At 66.5% G+C, this 17272-nt stretch carries 18 protein-coding genes; 3 read left to right on the top strand and 15 right to left on the bottom strand.

Annotated features, from left to right (window positions below):
- Positions 1-35: 35 nt before the first annotated feature.
- From ACWEO2_RS29575 to lexA, 7 genes are all read right to left on the bottom strand, one after another.
- Positions 36-806: a phosphotransferase gene (locus tag ACWEO2_RS29575; RefSeq protein WP_452408324.1), complete on the bottom strand. Its 771-nt coding sequence runs from the start codon at positions 804-806 to the stop codon at positions 36-38.
- A gap of 450 nt (positions 807-1256) precedes the next feature.
- Positions 1257-3797 carry a ComEC/Rec2 family competence protein gene (locus ACWEO2_RS29570; RefSeq protein ID WP_452408323.1) on the bottom strand — a complete coding sequence of 847 codons (2541 nt, stop codon included), beginning with the start codon at positions 3795-3797 and terminating at the stop codon, positions 1257-1259.
- Positions 3798-3871: 74 nt separating this feature from the next.
- A complete protein-coding gene (locus tag ACWEO2_RS29565; RefSeq protein ID WP_452408322.1) occupies positions 3872-4576 on the bottom strand; it encodes a helix-hairpin-helix domain-containing protein in 705 nt (234 codons plus the stop codon).
- Positions 4577-5195: 619 nt separating this feature from the next.
- Positions 5196-5822, bottom strand: coding sequence for a histidine phosphatase family protein (locus ACWEO2_RS29560; RefSeq protein WP_452408321.1), 627 nt, complete (start codon positions 5820-5822; stop codon positions 5196-5198).
- 210 nt (positions 5823-6032) lie between these two features.
- Positions 6033-6980, bottom strand: coding sequence for a non-homologous end-joining DNA ligase (ligD, locus tag ACWEO2_RS29555; protein WP_452408320.1), 948 nt, complete (start codon positions 6978-6980; stop codon positions 6033-6035).
- A gap of 446 nt (positions 6981-7426) precedes the next feature.
- Positions 7427-7918, bottom strand: coding sequence for an FBP domain-containing protein (locus tag ACWEO2_RS29550; protein ID WP_452408319.1), 492 nt, complete (start codon positions 7916-7918; stop codon positions 7427-7429).
- A gap of 107 nt (positions 7919-8025) precedes the next feature.
- Positions 8026-8688 (bottom strand): transcriptional repressor LexA, encoded by a 663-nt coding sequence (lexA, locus tag ACWEO2_RS29545; protein WP_452408318.1) that lies wholly within the window; start codon positions 8686-8688, stop codon positions 8026-8028.
- Positions 8689-8848: 160 nt separating this feature from the next.
- Here lexA and ACWEO2_RS29540 point away from each other — a divergent pair, with 160 nt between their 5' ends.
- Positions 8849-9607, top strand: a complete 759-nt coding sequence (locus ACWEO2_RS29540; RefSeq protein WP_452408317.1) for an SDR family oxidoreductase — start codon at positions 8849-8851, stop codon at positions 9605-9607.
- A 213-nt stretch (positions 9608-9820) separates the two neighbouring features.
- Complete coding sequence (thrS, locus tag ACWEO2_RS29535) at positions 9821-11134, top strand: threonine--tRNA ligase (RefSeq protein ID WP_452408316.1); 1314 nt, start codon at positions 9821-9823, stop codon at positions 11132-11134.
- Here thrS and ACWEO2_RS29530 read toward each other — a convergent pair.
- The 8 genes from ACWEO2_RS29530 to ACWEO2_RS29495 form a co-directional block, all read right to left on the bottom strand.
- Positions 11105-11551 carry an HIT family protein gene (locus tag ACWEO2_RS29530; RefSeq protein WP_452408315.1) on the bottom strand — a complete coding sequence of 149 codons (447 nt, stop codon included), beginning with the start codon at positions 11549-11551 and terminating at the stop codon, positions 11105-11107. The two genes, thrS and ACWEO2_RS29530, sit on opposite strands and share 30 nt — an antisense overlap.
- A gap of 393 nt (positions 11552-11944) precedes the next feature.
- A complete protein-coding gene (locus ACWEO2_RS29525; RefSeq protein WP_452408314.1) occupies positions 11945-12787 on the bottom strand; it encodes a DegV family protein in 843 nt (280 codons plus the stop codon).
- Entirely contained in the window at positions 12788-13522 is a 735-nt protein-coding gene (gene octT / locus ACWEO2_RS29520; protein WP_452408416.1) for a diglucosylglycerate octanoyltransferase, read from the bottom strand.
- 487 nt (positions 13523-14009) lie between these two features.
- Positions 14010-14669 (bottom strand): histidine phosphatase family protein, encoded by a 660-nt coding sequence (locus ACWEO2_RS29515; RefSeq protein ID WP_452408313.1) that lies wholly within the window; start codon positions 14667-14669, stop codon positions 14010-14012.
- A complete protein-coding gene (gene rsfS / locus ACWEO2_RS29510; RefSeq protein ID WP_354960328.1) occupies positions 14662-15099 on the bottom strand; it encodes a ribosome silencing factor in 438 nt (145 codons plus the stop codon). Before rsfS ends, ACWEO2_RS29515 begins: the two co-directional genes overlap by 8 nt.
- A complete protein-coding gene (nadD, locus tag ACWEO2_RS29505) occupies positions 15100-15741 on the bottom strand; it encodes a nicotinate-nucleotide adenylyltransferase (RefSeq protein ID WP_452408312.1) in 642 nt (213 codons plus the stop codon).
- 48 nt (positions 15742-15789) lie between these two features.
- Positions 15790-16470 carry an RsiV family protein gene (locus tag ACWEO2_RS29500; protein WP_452408311.1) on the bottom strand — a complete coding sequence of 227 codons (681 nt, stop codon included), beginning with the start codon at positions 16468-16470 and terminating at the stop codon, positions 15790-15792.
- A 65-nt stretch (positions 16471-16535) separates the two neighbouring features.
- Complete coding sequence (locus ACWEO2_RS29495; RefSeq protein ID WP_452408310.1) at positions 16536-16775, bottom strand: RsiV family protein; 240 nt, start codon at positions 16773-16775, stop codon at positions 16536-16538.
- Positions 16776-16932: 157 nt separating this feature from the next.
- Between ACWEO2_RS29495 and ACWEO2_RS29490 the strand changes: the two genes are divergently transcribed.
- The gene (locus tag ACWEO2_RS29490; RefSeq protein ID WP_452408309.1) at positions 16933-17112 is read left to right on the top strand and encodes a hypothetical protein; all 180 of its coding nucleotides are present in this window, start codon (positions 16933-16935) and stop codon (positions 17110-17112) included.
- Positions 17113-17272: the final 160 nt, after the last annotated feature.

The raw sequence follows: 17272 nt of genomic DNA, 5'->3' as shown, positions 1-17272 counted from the left end.
TGCACGGCAGTCGTGTCGCGGCGCGTTGACCACCCTCATCCAGCGGTACGTTTCAACCTTTCGAGCAGCCCCGTCAAACCGCTCTGCCGAACGGCAGGGTCGCCGATATCCAAGCCGTGCGTCACTTCATGCCACGGTCCGAGTTGATGCCATACAAGTGCACGCCGACGGAGGTCGTCGGTGACGCCATATGCGGCGGCGACCGCGTCTGCAAAGTCTGTCGGTGCACCATGCAGTGGCCAGGCCAGGTCGTTCGCGGCATCGCCGAGATGGACGTCGCCGAAGTCGATCACGCCGGAAACACGACCTCCGTCTACCAACACATGCTCAGGTCCGAGATCGCCATGTACGACCGCATCTGCTGGGAATTCCCGCACGGCATCGAGGATCGCCAGCGCCGAACCCCGTTGCGGGACTGGAATCAACGGCACCACATCGGCCCGGAAACGGCTGATCGTCGCGACCCGGCTGCGCCTGGTTTCCGCCGACGGCGGCAACCCATGTCGGGCTGCTACGGTCGCGGGACTGTCGTGAAGTGCACGGAGAAAATTTCCGATCGCGAGACCGTGTTCGACATCCGGCGACACGATCGCCTGACCAGGCACGAGCGCATGACGCACGACCAGCGGCGTTTCCCGCACCACCCAGGGGATCGGCACCTGAAGCGGCAGCAGCGGTGCCAGCCAAGGCATCAGCCGAGTTTCGCGCCGCAGTTGATCCGCAACCTCTGGTCGGCGCGGTCTGCGCTCGACCCAGCAACCATCGACCAAAGCAGCGAAGCTATCCCACCCTTCACAGAACTCCACGATCCAACGTTAAACGTCGCAGCTCAGGCCGCGCGCACATCGAACACCTAGCGTCCATATAGCTCCCGCCGTACCGCCCCTAGGTCCAGGGTGCGGTCGAAGGTAGTCGAACGGTGGTCGCCCAGGCGAATTCGACCGCCGTGTGACTACGCTCGGCGAGCAGTCGGAGCGGGTAGGGCAGCAATCTGTCTGGACGGGGTAGTAGGTAGTTGGGAGATGTTTGCATTCGGTGCACGATGCTCGACATCAACCCGAAAGTGCTGTCTGGGGTGACCTCCTGTTGCTTTGGCTCGATCGTCACGGCTCGGTGCAGATCCAAGCGGCGAGTCCGATTGCGTGGTGCAGGGAATGTCGGGTCCAACTGCTCTGACTGATACGCGATGGCGCACTCCAGTCCGTCAGGATATCCGGCCGTGACTGTGGGCCGCGCGGATCGGTGAGCGCCTTCTATCAAGATTTGGTCGATCGTGAGGTCAAGGTGCGAAGGTTCGGACCGGAGGCGACGATCACCGTGTCGCCGCTTTGGTCGGTGCGGATCACGCGGGTGCCCATGTCGGCGAGTTCGGCCAGTACGCCGGGATTCGGGTGGCCGAAGGTGTTGTGGGCGCCGACGCTCACCAGTGCGAGACGAGGCCGCACAGCAGCGAGGAATTCCCTTGTGGTGGTTCGGGATCCGTGGTGCGGGACCTTCAGGATATCGGCCTGGACGGCGGCACCGGAGCGCAGCAGCCGCTGTTGTGCCGGGGCCTCGATATCGCCGGTGAGCAGGATCCGGCCCGCGGGTGTGACGGCGGCGATGACGATCGAGCGGTCGTTGGCATCGTCGGTGCTGGGAGCGCCGGTCGGGTGGCGCTCGAGTGGGGCAGGTGCGAGTACTTCCAATTCGACAGTGCCGAAACGTAATACGTGTCCGGAGGTGAGCTCGAGCACTGGAATGTGTGCCTGCGCCACGATGCTGGCGACTTGATCCGGCCCGCTGATCTCCGTGTGCCGATGTGCGGCACGTGGTTCGCGGGTCGCCTTGCTCGAATCCAGCTCGGATCCGGGCACATTCGATATCGGAAGGCTTCCGGCGTCGGTAGGTTTGGATGCAGTGCGTCCGGAAATCGTCGCTTCCGGGAGTTCGCCGGGGCCGACCGCCAGAGCATCGACCGTGCGCCCCTGTACGGCACCGGCGAGACCGTCGATATGGTCGGCGTGCGGATGGGTCAGGACGAGCAGCGCTATCCGGTTGACGCGCAAGCGATCCAGACAACGGCGGATGGTGCGCGGATCAGGGCCGACATCGATGACCACCGCGGTGTGCTCACCGACGGACAATGCGAGTCCGTCGCCCTGCCCGACATCACAGACCGCCAGCACCCAGCCCCCAGGTGGCCAGCCCGGATGCCAGAACTGGAACGGAATCAGGACCGCGGCGACACCGAGCAGTACGGTGGCGGCCAAGCGCCGAAGCAGCGCGGATCGCATTGCCAGCAGCACGAGAACGACCGCCGCGCAGGCCATCAGCCCGCCGGTCGAGCCATCGGGTACCGAAATCTCCGCACCTGGCACATTCGCCGCATGTTCGGCGACGAACAGCAACCACCACAGCGGCGGTTCGGCGCAGCGCAGCACCAGTTCGGCCAGCGGTAGCCAGATTGCGGCGAGCGCGGTGCCGATCGCGCCGAGCACCGTGACGGGCGCGATCACCGGTTCGACAAGGATATTGGCGAGAATCGCGACCAGGCTGAGCCGTCCCGTGAGCGCGATCACGAGCGGTGTTGTCACCACGAAGGCGGCGGCCGATACCGCGACGATTTCGGCCGGGACCCGCCACCAGCCGCGAGCGCGCAACCAGTCCGCCCAACTCGGCGCCAACAGGATCAATCCGGCGGTCGCGAGTACCGACAGTCCGAATCCGGCTCGCACCGCCAATTCCGGCCACATTGCGAGCAGGCCGATGACGGCCGCACAGAGTGCGGGCAATGCTTGCTTGCGGCGTCCGGTTAGCAGCGCGAGCAAGGTGATCGCACCCATCGCGCCCGCCCGCAGCACGCTGGGATCCGGGCGCGCGATGACAATGAACATCACTAGTGCCGCCGCCGCGACTACGGCCGCAATGCGCGGGCCGAAGGTGAGCAGCCGCATCGCACCGAGCACCGCCGCGAGCAGAATTGTGAAATTCGCACCGCTGACCACGCAAAGGTGTTCCAGGCCAGCGATTTCGAAGTTCTCGCGGACCTCGTCGGACAGCGCGGAGGTATCCCCGACGACCAGCGCGGGCAGCAATCCGGACTGACGTTCGGGCAATACCCGCGCCGCCGACGCGAGGTCGGCGCGTACGGCTGCGGCCACCCGCTGCCACCACGGCAGCGCGCCGACCGCGACCGGCGGTCCCTGGGCTCGCAGGGTGGCGACGGTGAGATCGCGGTGCCACGGCGGTTCCGGTCCGGCGCGGAACTCCACCGCCCGACCGGGCAGCAGCTCGCCCCACCCCGCGCCGGAGGCGAGGATCACCACTGCACCACCGGCCCGTACCGTCGACTCGCCTTGCCGGTACTCCCGCAGTCGAGCCCGGACCGTCCACTGCCGCTCACCACCGAATGCACCGGACCGCACCGGTTTCGGATCATCGGTCGGTACGGCGACAACCCGCACCGAGGCCACGGTGTGCCGCAATGGATGCGTCGCCACCCGATGCACACGCCATGCCCCCGCCGCCGCGAACCCGGCACCGAGCAGCATCGCGGCAAGTGCAGCAATGGCGACGACCCGCCACCGCTCACTGGGATGCGCCAGGGCGCGCAAGAGCACCACCCAGAGCCCGATCGCCAGCAACACCAGTGCCGACGCCAGTACCAGACCTGCCATCCACCCTGCTGTCAGCGCGACAACCGTTGCTCCCCAACAACACAACGCCGCGGGCAGCAACCGCGCATCGAGCGCCGGTACCGCCTCCTCCGTCGGGGAATCGACCTCCGCACCCGAGCGCCGATCATCCTGCGCCATCGCCCGCCGACCGGCATCCCGCCCAGCTGGTCGGTCGCTGCGACTGCGTTGATTCGATGTGCCTCTGGGCGCGGTCATATCGTCACCAGATCGCGGAGGCGGGCGAGCCGGGCCGGGCCGATGCCATCGACATCACCGAGCTGAGCGATATCGGTGAATCGCCCATTTGCGTTGCGCCAGGCAATGATTGCGTGGGCGGTGACGGGACCGATGCCGGGCAGGGCATCGAGTTCGGCTTCGGTCGCGGTATTGAGATCGACTTTGGTCGATACGCGTGGTGCGGCGGAATTCGATGCCGAACCGCTCGGTGCTCGTCCACCTGCGCCGATCGTCGCGCTGCCGGGCTGCGGCGGGGCCGCATTCGGTCCCCCCGGACCGATGAGGACCTGGTCACCGTCCTGGAGGCGCTGGGCCAGGTTGAGGCCGTTCAGGTCGGCGCCGTCCTTCGCACCGCCCGCGGCGGTGAGTGCATCGGCGACTCGCGAACCCGCGGGTAAGCGCACCAGACCGCCCCGGTGCACGAGGCCGACCACACTGACGACCAATTCCGCTGCGGGAGTGGTGGTTACCGATGCAGCGGGTGATATGGAGCCAGGCGCGGCTGCCATACTGGGGCCCGACAGTCCTGCGGATGCCGTGGCGGTGCTGGTTCGCGCCGGGGACAGTGGTGGCACTGCCTGCGCCACCGGACGCTCGCGCAGCACGACAACCGACGCGATCACCACCGCCGCCAGCCCGACCATGGCCAGTGTCACCAGTCCCCGCCAACCTGGGTCCACTCGCGTTCCTCGAAATCGTTCCGGCACAAGGCGATCGCGCCACGCGGAGCGACCCTTCGGTTCATCCAGCCAGCCGGGGGTACGCACCTCGTCGACCCCGTCTACCCAGTCGTCCTCATCAACCACATCCCCGTCGTCCCCGGTCCGGGCATCTTCAGGGTCATACGAGGGCAACTTTTCGTCATCCCACCGCCCAGCCTTCGCCGAGCGCCGCGAACCCCACGTCGGTTTCGCACAACGATCTTCGGCTCCCAACCGCCGTCCGGATCCGGGCGGCTTCGCACGCTCGGCGCCCCTGGAATCGAGCGCACCCCCGGCCCCGATCGTTCGGCTGGCGCCGACTCGCTCGGTCAACCCGCTCAGTCGCCGCCGAATCCGCTCGCGCTCATGTTGTCGTGACATGGCGGCGACGCTAGTCCCGGATCAGCACCGGGAATCAGCGCTGAACAGGCGAAATAAAAAGTCTGTTGATAACTCCCGACCTGTGGACAACTCGGCTGCCGAGACACGGATTTCCGATCGGCAACAGGCGAGGCGTCATCACTTCCGCATCGGCCGGATCGAGCAGCAGTTCGCGGCGCTACGCACATCGGCCGGTACCGGCGCGCAACATCATTCCTCAGACGAGATGGCGGACGTCCCCCAGGCTGACGACCTGACGGTTGCGAAAGTAGTCATCCTCCCGAAGTTCCGTGATACTCCCGGCGGCGGCATGAAACCGGGCGTAGCCGAGTGATTCGATCGGCAGCCCGGTCCACGACGCGACGGCGAATGTTATTGCGCCGCCGTGCGTCACGATGACCTGGTGTCGGCAGTCGCGGCGCATGATCACGTCCATTGCCGCATAAACACGCCGTGCGAATGCCGCAATTGTCTCCGATCCACGCACACCTTCGTCGTGTCGCATCCGCTCGCCGACCGCAGGTGGAGGCACGAACCGCTGGTTCAGCCATTCCTGCGGCTTGCCTTCGGCCTCGCCGTAGGACTTCTCACGCAGTCTCGGATCGTGGACCGGCCGCACACACAACCGCTCGCCGATGGCGGTCGCGGCCTGCGCGGCCCGCCGCAGATCCGAGGAGAACAACTCCACGTCGGCCTGCTCGGGAATCCTTGCCCGCAGTACCTCGGCGACGGCCGCCGCAGCACGCAAACCTGCAGGGGTGAGCGGAGAGTCGTACCACCCGCCCACCAGTCCGTCGACGTGATGTGTCGACTCCGGATGGACGATCACGTAGAGAGTTCGCACGACTCGGATTCTCCTCGACGTGGCCCCCTTCCAGCGGACCGTTCCGGTCGCGCCGTGGGAGCCGGGCGCGGATTGTGACATTTCAGGAGGATGTGTGAGGCCGCGGAGCTTCGCGCGAGATGGACGCTGTCAGCTGGGCGCCCTGCACAGCCGGGATCGATGCGGCTCGGCACTGTCGGCAAGAACTGATGACGTCGCGGTCGCGTCCCTCTAATCGAATGGCGCCTTGACTTCGTTCGGCGATTTGTCGGGTCGCAGCCCGCGCCAGGAGGGGTGGCGGAGGCGGCCGTCGCCGGTCCATTCGGTGAAAGTCACTTCGCCGACGAGTTCGGGGGTGACCCAGATCGCGTCCTTGATGTCGGTTGTGACTGTGGGGGTATTGCGTTGTAGCAGTTGGAGTTTCGACTGTAGGTCGGTAAGGGTTGTTTGAGTGAAGCCGGTGCCGACATTGCCGATGTAGACGAGATTTCCGGTATTGTCGTTGACCGCCATCAGGAGTGAGCCGATGCTGCCTGCGCGCCTGCCGGTTCCGGGGCGCCACCCGACGATGACGACCTCCTGGTCGCGGACGTTCTTGACCTTGGTCCACAGCGGGCTGCGCCGACCGGGGAGGTAGGGGCTGTCTCGGCGCTTGCACAGAATGCCTTCGAGTCCGAGGCGTTTCGATTCGGCGAGGATGTCGGCGCCGATGCCGTCCAAGCGCGGCGGCACCTGCCAGTGTGGGCCGCGCAGGCCGAGTTGTTCGAGTAGCTGGCGGCGCTGCTGGTAGGGCAGATCGATCAGCGACCGGTCGCCGATGTGGAGCAGGTCGAAGATCAGATAGGTCGCGGGGATCGTGCGCCGCAATGCGCTGATGGTGGCCGGATTGCGCTGATGCATCCGTGGCTGCAGCGCCTCGAAGGAGGTCCGGCCGTCGGCGGTGAAGGTGACGATCTCGCCGTCGACGACGAATCTCGGACTTCCCGGTGCGAGGTCCACGAGTTCGGGCCAGGCTGCGGTGACGTCCTTATCGTTGCGCGAGACCAACCGCAGGTTGTCGTCGATGTAGCCGATGGCGCGGATGCCGTCGAACTTGACCTCATAGGCCCATCGGTCATCGTCGCCGGGGAGGGCGCCTGCCATTGCCAGCATCGCCGCGTAATGCGGCAGCCGGGTCACACCTGCCTCGTCGCCATCGCCGGTCCCCTCGCGAACTGAAACGCTGCTGACAGTTAGCCAGATAATACCGACTGGTCTGGCTGGATCGGCGTCGCGGGGATCGGCTCACCCTGGACGACCGCACCATCGCCGGACTGGCCTCGGTAAGCGACCACAGCGTGGCCATCGGACATGCGCACAGCCAGGCCAGTGAGGTGCTGCTGGGCTTCGCGTACCGCCGGCGCCCCGAGGTGGCCGTCACGGCCGGGGCCGGCCTATGGAGCGGGGATTCCGCTCCGGATGAGGTGGTCCGGCCGATATCCGGGCCGTCTCAACCGGAGCGGAATGCTGGGCACCCCGAGTTCTGGTGCGGTGTCGCGGAACTCGGGGTGCGACGGTGCCCGGGTTGTTGAGTGTCGGCGCATGGCATCTACCTCCGTTTCGTTGCTGCAGCCGGATGCGGCGGACTAGCTGAAGAGCCTGGTGACGAAGGCGGTCATATTGTCGCGGACCCGCTCGATCTTCGTCTCCTCGGTGATGAGATCCTCCCGGTACCGGTTGCCGAGCGCGGGCGTTCGCTTACCGCGCGCGTAGAGCGAGCAGGCAAGATCGGTGCACATATAGGTACCGATCGAATTGCCTCGACGCCCGGATTCGCCCGCCTTGTGCGCGGTCATCAGCGAGACGCCCTGGCCGGTGTGCGTGGTCAGGCAGATCGCGCACATCTGGGTCCGGCCGGATCCGCCCGTCTCGTAACGCAGCGCGACCCCGATGAGGCGATCGTCGCGCGGCACAACGAGATAGCCGCGGCCGGGCAGCGACGGATCGCTCCAGCCGAGGAAGTCCAGGTCATCCCATGGCTGCGTGTCCAGTTCCCTGGGCATGGGCAACTTCTTGGCGGTCGTCTTGGAACAGTTGATGAACGACGACCTGATGTCGCGTTCGGTGACGGCTTTCATATGGCATCGACTCCTTCGGTTGATCGGTGGACAAACCGAAGCGACGCTACAGCCGGTCGTTGGCTCGAACAACGGATTTTCCGGCAACCGCCACCGCGTCGCCGAGCTCACACCCGGCGCATCACCGAGACCACCTTCCCCAGCACTACGGCCTCATCACCGTCGATGACGTCATAGGCCGGATTGCGCGGCTCCAGATAGACGTGCCCGTTGCGCCGGCGGTACACCTTGACCGTCGCCTCACCATCGATCATCGCGGCGACGATGTCACCCGAATGTGCCTCGTGCTGTTTGCGGATCACCACCAGATCGCCGTCACAGATCGCCGCCTCGATCATCGAATCGCCGCGCACACGCAGGCCGAAAACCGTTCCGCGCCCGACGAGTTCGCGCGGCAAAGTCATCGAATCGTCGGTGTGCTCCTCGGCGAGGATGGGCGTGCCCGCCGCGATATCGCCGACGACCGGCACCGTCACCGAATCCTCGCGCTGCTCCCGCGGCGCCGACGCCTGCAGGAACATGCGCACGTCGATCGGCCGCGACATGGTCTCGCTGCGTCGCAGGAATCCCCTGTCCTCCAAGGACTTCAGATGTTTGGAGACCGACGACGAGGAGCGCAGCCCGACGGCGTCGCCGATTTCCCGGGTGTTCGGCGCGTACCCATAGCGCAGCACCCAGTCCCGAATCGTGGCGAGAATCCGCTGCTGGCGCGGCGGCAGCGTCGAGGTGTCGAGGTGCTCGAAGGCATCGAGGTCGTCGTATCCGGTCACCCGGGGAATCGTAGAGGTAGGCACGGACACTTCGTTCACGCACACCGTCCGGTACCTGCGTGTTCTCCGGTCTTGTCACACCATGCCCTTGGGCGCCGTCATACCTACGAAGACCTATCGACGGGGCCGCGCACATCGGCCCACCGAGCTTGGAGGAACCATGACGACCATCCTGTTGACCGGCGGCACCGGCACACTGGGCCGCCATGTCACCCCGCTGCTGGTCGATGCCGGTTTCAAGATTCGGATGCTCAGCCGCAATGCCCACGAATCGACCGACGGCATCGAATACGTGACCGGTGACCTGGTGCAGGGCACGGGCATAGAGGCGGCGGTCGACGGTGCGGAGGTCATCCTGCACCTGGCGGGCGGCCCCAAGGACGATGACGTGGCGACCCAGCACCTGGTCGACGCCGCGGCAAAGGCCGGGGTGCGACACCTTGTCTACATCGGCGTGATCGGTGCCGATAAGCTGCCGATCGGCTACTTCAAGGCTAAATTCGCCGCCGAACAGGCCATTGTCGAATCGGGTGTGCCGTTCACCATTCTGCGTGCGGCCCAGTTCCACGACCTCGCGCTGAAGACCGCGCGGGCCATGGCAAAGAGCCCGATCGTCCCGGCTCCCGGCGGTATCGATTGGCAGCCGGTCGACTCGCGGGAGGTCGCGGCCCGGCTCGTGGAGCTGACGCGCGGCGCACCGGCGGGGCGGGTGCCCGATCTGGTCGGGCCGACGGTGTACTCGATGGCCGAGCTGATCCGGGGCTATCTGCAGGCCGAGGGCAAGCGCCGGATATTCCTGCCGGTTCGAGTACCCGGCAAGGTCGGACGCGCATACCGCGCCAAGGCGAATCTGACCATCGACGGTGCGACGGTCGGCAAGCTCACCTGGGAGAACTTCCTTGCGGAGCAGGTCGGCTAGCCGATCTCGGTCACGCCGACACCATTGCGCACAGGAGAATCCGCGAGCACGCCACCACGGATCTGCTACGGTGGCGATCATGAAGCGCGCTGCTGTGACGACGACGCCGGAGACTGTCCCGGCGCGCTGATTGCTGTCTTGATCGAAGCCCCGGGGCGAGTGCCCCGGGGCTTCGTCTTGTGGTCACTCGCCCGCTGTCCGCGAGGAGACCCCATGTACGACCATCGCAAACTCGGCCGCGAACTCGGCCTGTTCGATACCGACCCACTGATCGGGTCCGGGCTGCCGTATTGGCTGCCCGACGGCGCAACCGTGCGCCACACCCTGGAGGAGTACATCCGCGGCGCGGAACGTCGGGCCGGATACCGGCACGTGTACTCACCGCTGCTCGGCAAGCGGGAGCTCTACGAAATATCCGGGCACTGGTCGCATTACCGCGATGACATGTTCCCACCCATGGAGCTGGGCGGCGAGCAGGTGGTGCTGCGGCCGAGCCTGTGCCCGCACCACGCGGTGATGTTCCGTGCCCGCTCGCACAGCTACCGCGAATTGCCTTTGCGCATGGCCGAATTGGGTGGCATGTATCGCTCCGAGCTCTCCGGTGTACTCGGCGGACTCACCAGGGTTCGCGCAATCCAACTCAATGACGCGCACATTTTCTGTACCGTGGACCAGGTCGCCGACGAGGTCGCGGGCGCACTGGAGCTGATCCGGCGGGCCCATGCGGCGCTGGGCATCATCCCCACCCGCTACCGGCTCTCATTGCCCGGTTCTGGCGGGAAATACGTTGCGGCTCCCGAACTTTGGCAGCGTTCCTGCGCCATGCTCACCGATGTCCTCGAGCGCTCCGGTCTGCCCTACGAACCGGCCGAGGATGAGGCCGCGTTCTACGGTCCCAAGATCGATATCCAGTTCACCGACAGTGCCGGTCGCGAATTCACCCTGTCCACCGTGCAGGTCGACTTCCACCAACCGGAGCAGTTCGACCTGCACTACATCGGTGCCGACGGTGCCAAACATCGCCCGGTCATGGTGCACCGCAGCATTATCGGCAGCGTCGAGCGGGCCGTCGCGCACCTGATCGAGGAGCACGGCGGTGCGTTCCCGGCCTGGCTGGCCCCGACCCAACTGGTGCTGCTGCCGGTCTCGGCGGCCGAGGTTCCGCACGCCGAGGCGCTGGCCCGACGCTGTCTCGAGCTGGGGCTGCGCGCCGAGATCGCCGATCACGAACTCGGCAGTCTCGGCGCGCGCATCCGCCAGGCCCGTTTGGTCCCGTATCAGGTTGTCATCGGTCCGAAGGAGGTCGCCAATGACCGTATCGCGGTGCGGCTTCGGGACGGACGTCGCCTCGAACCGCTGCCGATCGACGAATTCCTCTCCTCCGTAGCCGAACTCGTCGCCGGACACAGCACCATCCTGTGGCCGAGTCCGGAGAGAGGCCAGCCGGATCGCGTCCACCTGGCCGAGTTCCGGACCGCGCCTGGCCGATCCGCGTCGTCAGTGCTCGATGACGAAGTGGATCGCTAGGCGATCACAGAGTTCGCCGAGCGCGCTCGCATCGATGTGTGGTGCGTCCCGCCACGTATCGGCATTGGTCCACGGCACCGACTCCGGGGTGCCGTGCGGGCGGGCGAAGACGTGCTGATGGAAGTGCGCGACGCTGCGACCGGTAATCGCGGAGAATACGAATTCCGGTGCCAGCTCGACATTCAACGCGTGCGCGGCGCGGCGGGCGGCCCAGCCCACCGCCCGTGCCTCGGCATCGGTCAGGGTCGATAATGTCGGCGCGTGTCGCCGCGTCTCCACGAAGAGATAGCCGGGTACCGGCGTACCTTCGGTGAGCGGTCGGTGTGTCACCAGTACCAGGTCATCCGCGTAGATCACCGGGCCGACCAGCGCACCGATGCCCCTGTGCTTATCGCAGATCGGGCATCCGCTCCCCACCGCATCAGCACCGTCGCGCACCGCCTCGATATCGAAGGTCGACCACCCGCCTCGACATCGCCGAGAGCCCTTGCGGCACTTCGTGATACCCCGCTGAAGCGGTCGGGTCGGGCGCGGCCGCCGCGCGGCCCCGCCGCACATCGTGGTTCGCGGCATGGCGATCGGTTCAGCGCCGGACCACCGCGTCCAGATGCTCCCATTCGAGCGATTCGACGGTCAGCGGCGGATTGATCGGAGTTGCGGAACGGGTCATGCCGCGACGGTAGTCACCTCCGCTGCCGACCAAAGGGGTTGCGATCAGCCAGAAATTAATACGCCTACCAGGCCACTCGACCGGAAGATGCGGCACACCCACGCATGCTGGACCGTCGCCACATCTTCTCGGAAGGCGAATCAGGCAAAGCCGCCGGGAACGACCACCACGCCGACGGCACCAACACCCAAGTGCACGCCGAGCGCGGGGCCGAATTCGGCGACGATCATTTCATGGATGCCGGGAACCAGCTCGCGCAGCTGAGCGGCGACCGTATTCGCGGCGTCCTCGGCACCGAGGTGCTGGACGGCGACGGCCGCACCGCCTTTACCCGCCGCATCCACCACCGCCGCGACGAGTTTGGCGTAGGCCTTGGACCGGGTGCGGACCTTCTCGCGCAGTTCCAGTCGGCCCTCGACGATCTGCAGCAGCGGTTTGCTCACCAGTTCGCTGCCGAAAAAGGCTGCGGCGCTGCTCAATCGGCCGCCGCGGCGCAATTGTTCGGTGCGGTTCACCAGAACGAACGTGCGTGATCGGCTCGACGCGCCGACGGCGGTCTCGTAGACGTCGGCCAATGCCGCGCCGCTATGTGCGCGGCGGGCGGCTGCCAGCACCGGCAACCCGGTGGCCAGGCCCGCGCCGAGCGAATCGACCAGCCGGACCCGGTCGGCGGCATCCATATCCCGCACCGCCTGGTGACCGGCCTCCCAGGTGCCGGATAGCTGGCGCGAAAGATGTACCGCGACAACACCGTCCCCGTTGCTGCGGGCGAGTGCCTGCTCGTAGACCGCACGCAGCTCACCGGGTGAGGCCGCCGACGTCGTCACGGTATCGGAGCCGTAGTCGATATCAATGGCGTCGACGCCTTCGCGAATGGCGCGGTCGCCGACCAGAACATGCAGCGGTACTACGGCGATGTCCAACTCATCGACGAGTTCGACGGGCAGGCTGGCGGATGAATCGGTGACGACCACTACGGCCAACTACCGAACCTCCTGCAGGGTCTTCACCATCGAGTTTGCGACGGCCGTATGCCCATCCCAGCCCCAGTGGATGCCATCCGGATTCGCCTCGCCGGAGAAGATATTGTCGCGCACCGCTTCCGCGAGATCGACCAGCGGCACCGAGGTCCGCGCCGACCAGGCGCGCAGTGCCTGCACCGCAGGCTCGCGGCCGCTGTGCACGCGTCCGTAGGCGGCGCAGTCGTGCACCGACGGCAGCACCGCGACCACGGGCAGATCGGGACGCAGCTGTGCCAGCGCCTCCCGCGACTGCTCCAGGTAATCCACGCTGACCTTCGGCGGCAAGGCCACCGGGCGACCGAGTTTCGACAGCTTCGGCTGCAGCCAGTTGTAGGTGGCGCGGACGCCGCGGCGCAGCGCGGGCGGTCGCACATACCGGATCAACTCGCGCAGCGCGGTCGGCAGCGGCGAGGGCAACGTATCCATCCCGCCGACCGCGAAAACCACCGCACCCGCGCGCGGCACCGCGGCCCACACCCGGGGATCGCCGATCAGCGCCCAGTACGCGTCGCGGCAGGTCCAGCCGATCCGGCCGATCAGCTCGACATCCCAATCGAGTTCGGCGCCAACCAGATTGGGCCAGATCCTCGGATGGTCCGCGGGTAGGCCGCCCTTCGGACCGAAGTAGGACAGTGAATCCGCGATCACCAGCAGCACCGGCCGATCCGTCGGCTGCGGCTCATCGGTCGAGGCCACCGCGGCGGCCGAAACCTCGTCATCGACAGCTGATCCATCGGAATCGGCCGGAGCCAGCACGGATCCGACGCCAACAACTTCGGGAGCCGTGGCATCCGCTGCGGCGGAAACAGACTCGTCCGCCGGGGTTGTCATCGCGGCATCGGTCACGGACTCGGCGGTCGGTGCGGCTGCACCGACAGTCGGAGTCGCGGACTCGGTTGCATTGGATACTGCCGCAACACCTTCTGGCGGTTCGCTCGCTGGTTCGGCTGGCTCGGCTCCGTTACCGGACTCGGCCGCAGGCGCGGCCGGCTCGTCGCTGTCTTCACCGGACTCGGCGGCAACCGGTTCATCATCTTCGGACTCCGACGTCGCCGACTCGGCCGATACCTCCGGCTCGACCTGCTTCACCGGGGGAGGTCCGAATAGCGCATCCGGGATCGCCCGCTCGGGCTTCGCCGAAACCCGACGGAACAGTTCGTCCGGTACCTGCCGGATCGGTTCTTCAGAGGACATCCGGGGCCACCTTCGCCGCTGCGTTCCACACATCCAGGCGCCAACCGGGCTGATCAATGCTCGGACCGTGACTGCTCAGCTGCACCCAACTGGTGTTGGCCAGCCCCCCAAGGGCAGGCCAGTTCCGCGGCGGCAGGTCGAGCAGCGCGGCCGTGAGGGCGGCGATCAGCCCGCCGTGCGCCACCAGGATGATAGTCCGGCCCGGCCAATCCTGCCGATCGGCGAATAATTCCCGAACGACGGGCAGCGAACGCGCGCCGACCTCGAGCTTGCTCTCGCCGTTCGGCGGGGTGTAGGCCGCGTCCAACCGCCAGGCCACCCGCGCACCCGGATAGTCGGCATCGACCTCCAGGTGGGTCAGCCCCTCCCAGTCGCCGAGATCGGTTTCGCGCAGCCGCGCATCCGGGACCACGGGCAGATCGGTGTGATCGGCCAGCGCCGATGCGGTATCGAAGGCGCGCCGCAGATCGGAGGACACGATGGCGATCGCATTGCGCGAAACCAGTTCGCGCGCGGCCTCTTTCGCCTGGCGGCGGCCGAGTTCGGTGAGATCGGTGTCGATCTGACCCTGCATTCGATCGGCGGCATTCCATTCGGTCTGCCCGTGCCGCAACAGGATCAGCGTGCGGACCCCGGCATACTTACTCACTCGCGGACGTCCCCGTTTCGCTGTTCACCGCCGCGGCGTCTTCCGCGTGCCCGAATACCTCGCTTCCGGCCGTGATCCCCGCCACCGGCACCACCGGGCAGTCCTTCCAGAGCCGTTCCAGCGCATAGAAATTGCGCTCGTCATTGTGCTGGATGTGCACCACGACGTCGACGTAGTCCAGCAGCGCCCAGCGGCCCTCGCGAGTGCCCTCGCGCCGGACCGGCTTATGCCCCGCCTCGCGCAATTTCTCCTCGACGTTGTCGACGATGGCATTGACCTGACGCTCATTCGGCGCGGAGGCGATCACGAAGCAGTCGGTGATCACCAACTGCTCGGACACGTCGAGCACCACGACGTCGGAGGCCAGCTTCTCGTCCGCCGCGCGCGCGGCGACCTGCGCCATCTCCACCGACTCGACCGATGCGCTCAATTAATTACCTTCCACTACTACCGGCACATATAGATGCCGCTTCGATATGTACTGCACGACGCCGTCGGGCACGAGGTACCACACCGGCCGGTTCTCGGCGGCGCGGCGACGGCATTCACTCGATGAGATCGCCAACGCCGGGATCTCGATCATGGTCACCGCGTCGACTGGCAGATCACGCAGATGCGCCTCGAGATGATCGGTGTTCAGCTCATACCCCGGTCGGCTCACTCCGACGAATTTCGCCAGTTCGAACAACTCCGCCCAATCCTGCCACGTCAGGATGTTGGCGAGTGCGTCAGCTCCGGTGATGAAGTACAGCTCGGCGTCGGGATGCTTGGCACGCATCTCGCGCAGGGTATCGACGGTGTAGGTGACCTTGCCCCGGTCGATATCGGCCCGGCTGACCGTGAATCGGGGGTTCGACGCGGTCGCGATGACGGTCATCAGGTAGCGATCCTCGGCCGGGCTGACCTGTTTATCGGCCTTCTGCCACGGCTGTCCGGTTGGGACGAAGATCACTTCGTCGAGGTCGAACCGGTTCGCGACCTCACTGGCGGCGACGAGGTGGCCGTGGTGGATGGGGTCGAAAGTGCCACCCATCACGCCCAGCTTGCGTCGGCGCCGACCGTTCTCCTGCATGAGTGCCGAGCTTAACCGGTCGGTTCGGTCCGCCCCGGGGTTGGACCGTCAACTGCTGACAACTGCCCGCAGACCCGGCTTCAGCGTCGCGTCGAGTTCGGACCATGGAATCGTGATGTCGATATAGCCGAGCGCATGCGATGCGATCTCCCCGAGGTAGACGCGCAGACCGTCGGGCATGGCCAGCCAGTCCTTGAAGTTCTCCACCGTCGGCTCGATGCGCTCCTTGTCGTAGGAGTTCGGGCCGACCCGCGTCTTCGGAATCTGCACCGCCGCCTGCGCCGACAGCACATCGAGGCCCTTTTGCACATCGGTGAACAGATCGGGCAGGGTCAGCGCCTTACCGGTGTCGATATTCGTCACATGGGTGCGCTTGAAGGTGGTCGGATGCAGATGGCCGTCGCTGACCTCGATGCCGAGCACGCCGCTGAGCACATGGCCGCCGATATGGGCGACCTCGCTGTTGAACCCCTTCACCTGCTGCTTCTCCGCCGCGGCCCGCAGGAACGGATCGACCTCGGCGCGCATGCCCTCATTGAAATCGGTTCGCGCATCGTCGGTGCCACCCGCCACCTGCGGCAGGTCGACGGAGTACCAGGGGCCCGCGAGCCGAACCGAGGTCGCGGTGAACGCCGGCGCCGCCGACGAGTCGGCCCGATCGCTGGCCCCACAGGCCGTGAGCACGGCGAACAGGACGCTGATCAAGACAGCGGCAGCGGTCTTCTTCATTTCGCCTCCCCGTATGGCTCGCATGCGTGCCCGAGAAGCTACCACCGCGAGCCGTGCCGAGGGCGTCAGCTGCCGACCACCGCGCGCAGCCCCGGCTTCAGCACGCCGTCCAGCGCGGTCCACGGCACGGTGACATCGATATTGCCCGCGGCGTGCGAGGCGATTTGACCGAGATAGATCTTCATGCCCTCGGGCGTGGCGATCCAGGTCTGGAAGTGCTCGGCCACGGGGGTGAGTTCGCTCTTGCTGTAGCCGGTCGCTCTCGGGTTCTGCTCGACCAGGGTTTGCGCCTGCGTCGAGAGCACATTCAGGCCCTGCTGGATCGGTGAACAGATCGGACAGGGTGATCGCCCTGCCGGTGTCGACATTGGTGACGTGCGCGGAGTCGAAGCTGTTCGGAATCCACATCGCTGTTCGAACAGCCGTTCCTGTCGCCGGGCGCTCGGCATCCCGAGCGCAGAGATGGGCGCCGCGGAGGAAGGCGACGACGGCAGGATCGTCGCCGGAGTGGTCCAGCACCGAGGTCGCCGACCAGGCCAGCTCGGCTTCGAGTTCGACGCGGTCGGGATCGTTGTGGACCAGCCGGGCACCCTCGACGAATTGCTTTGCGGCAGCACGGAATCGGTTGAGCTTGCGCAGTGATTCGCCGTATTGGCGGCGCACGAGCGCCATTTCGGCGAGCGGATACGGATGGGACTCGGCCCACCTCGTCGCGCCGCAGTTGTCCGGCCGATTCGATGGCCGGCACGCTGCTCCCGTGTCGCGGCTTATGATCGACCTGTCGGGACCAGCTGGTTTTCGC

The organism is Nocardia sp. NPDC004278 (assembly GCF_053602975.1).
This window is presented reverse-complemented; position numbering and strand designations above follow the sequence as displayed.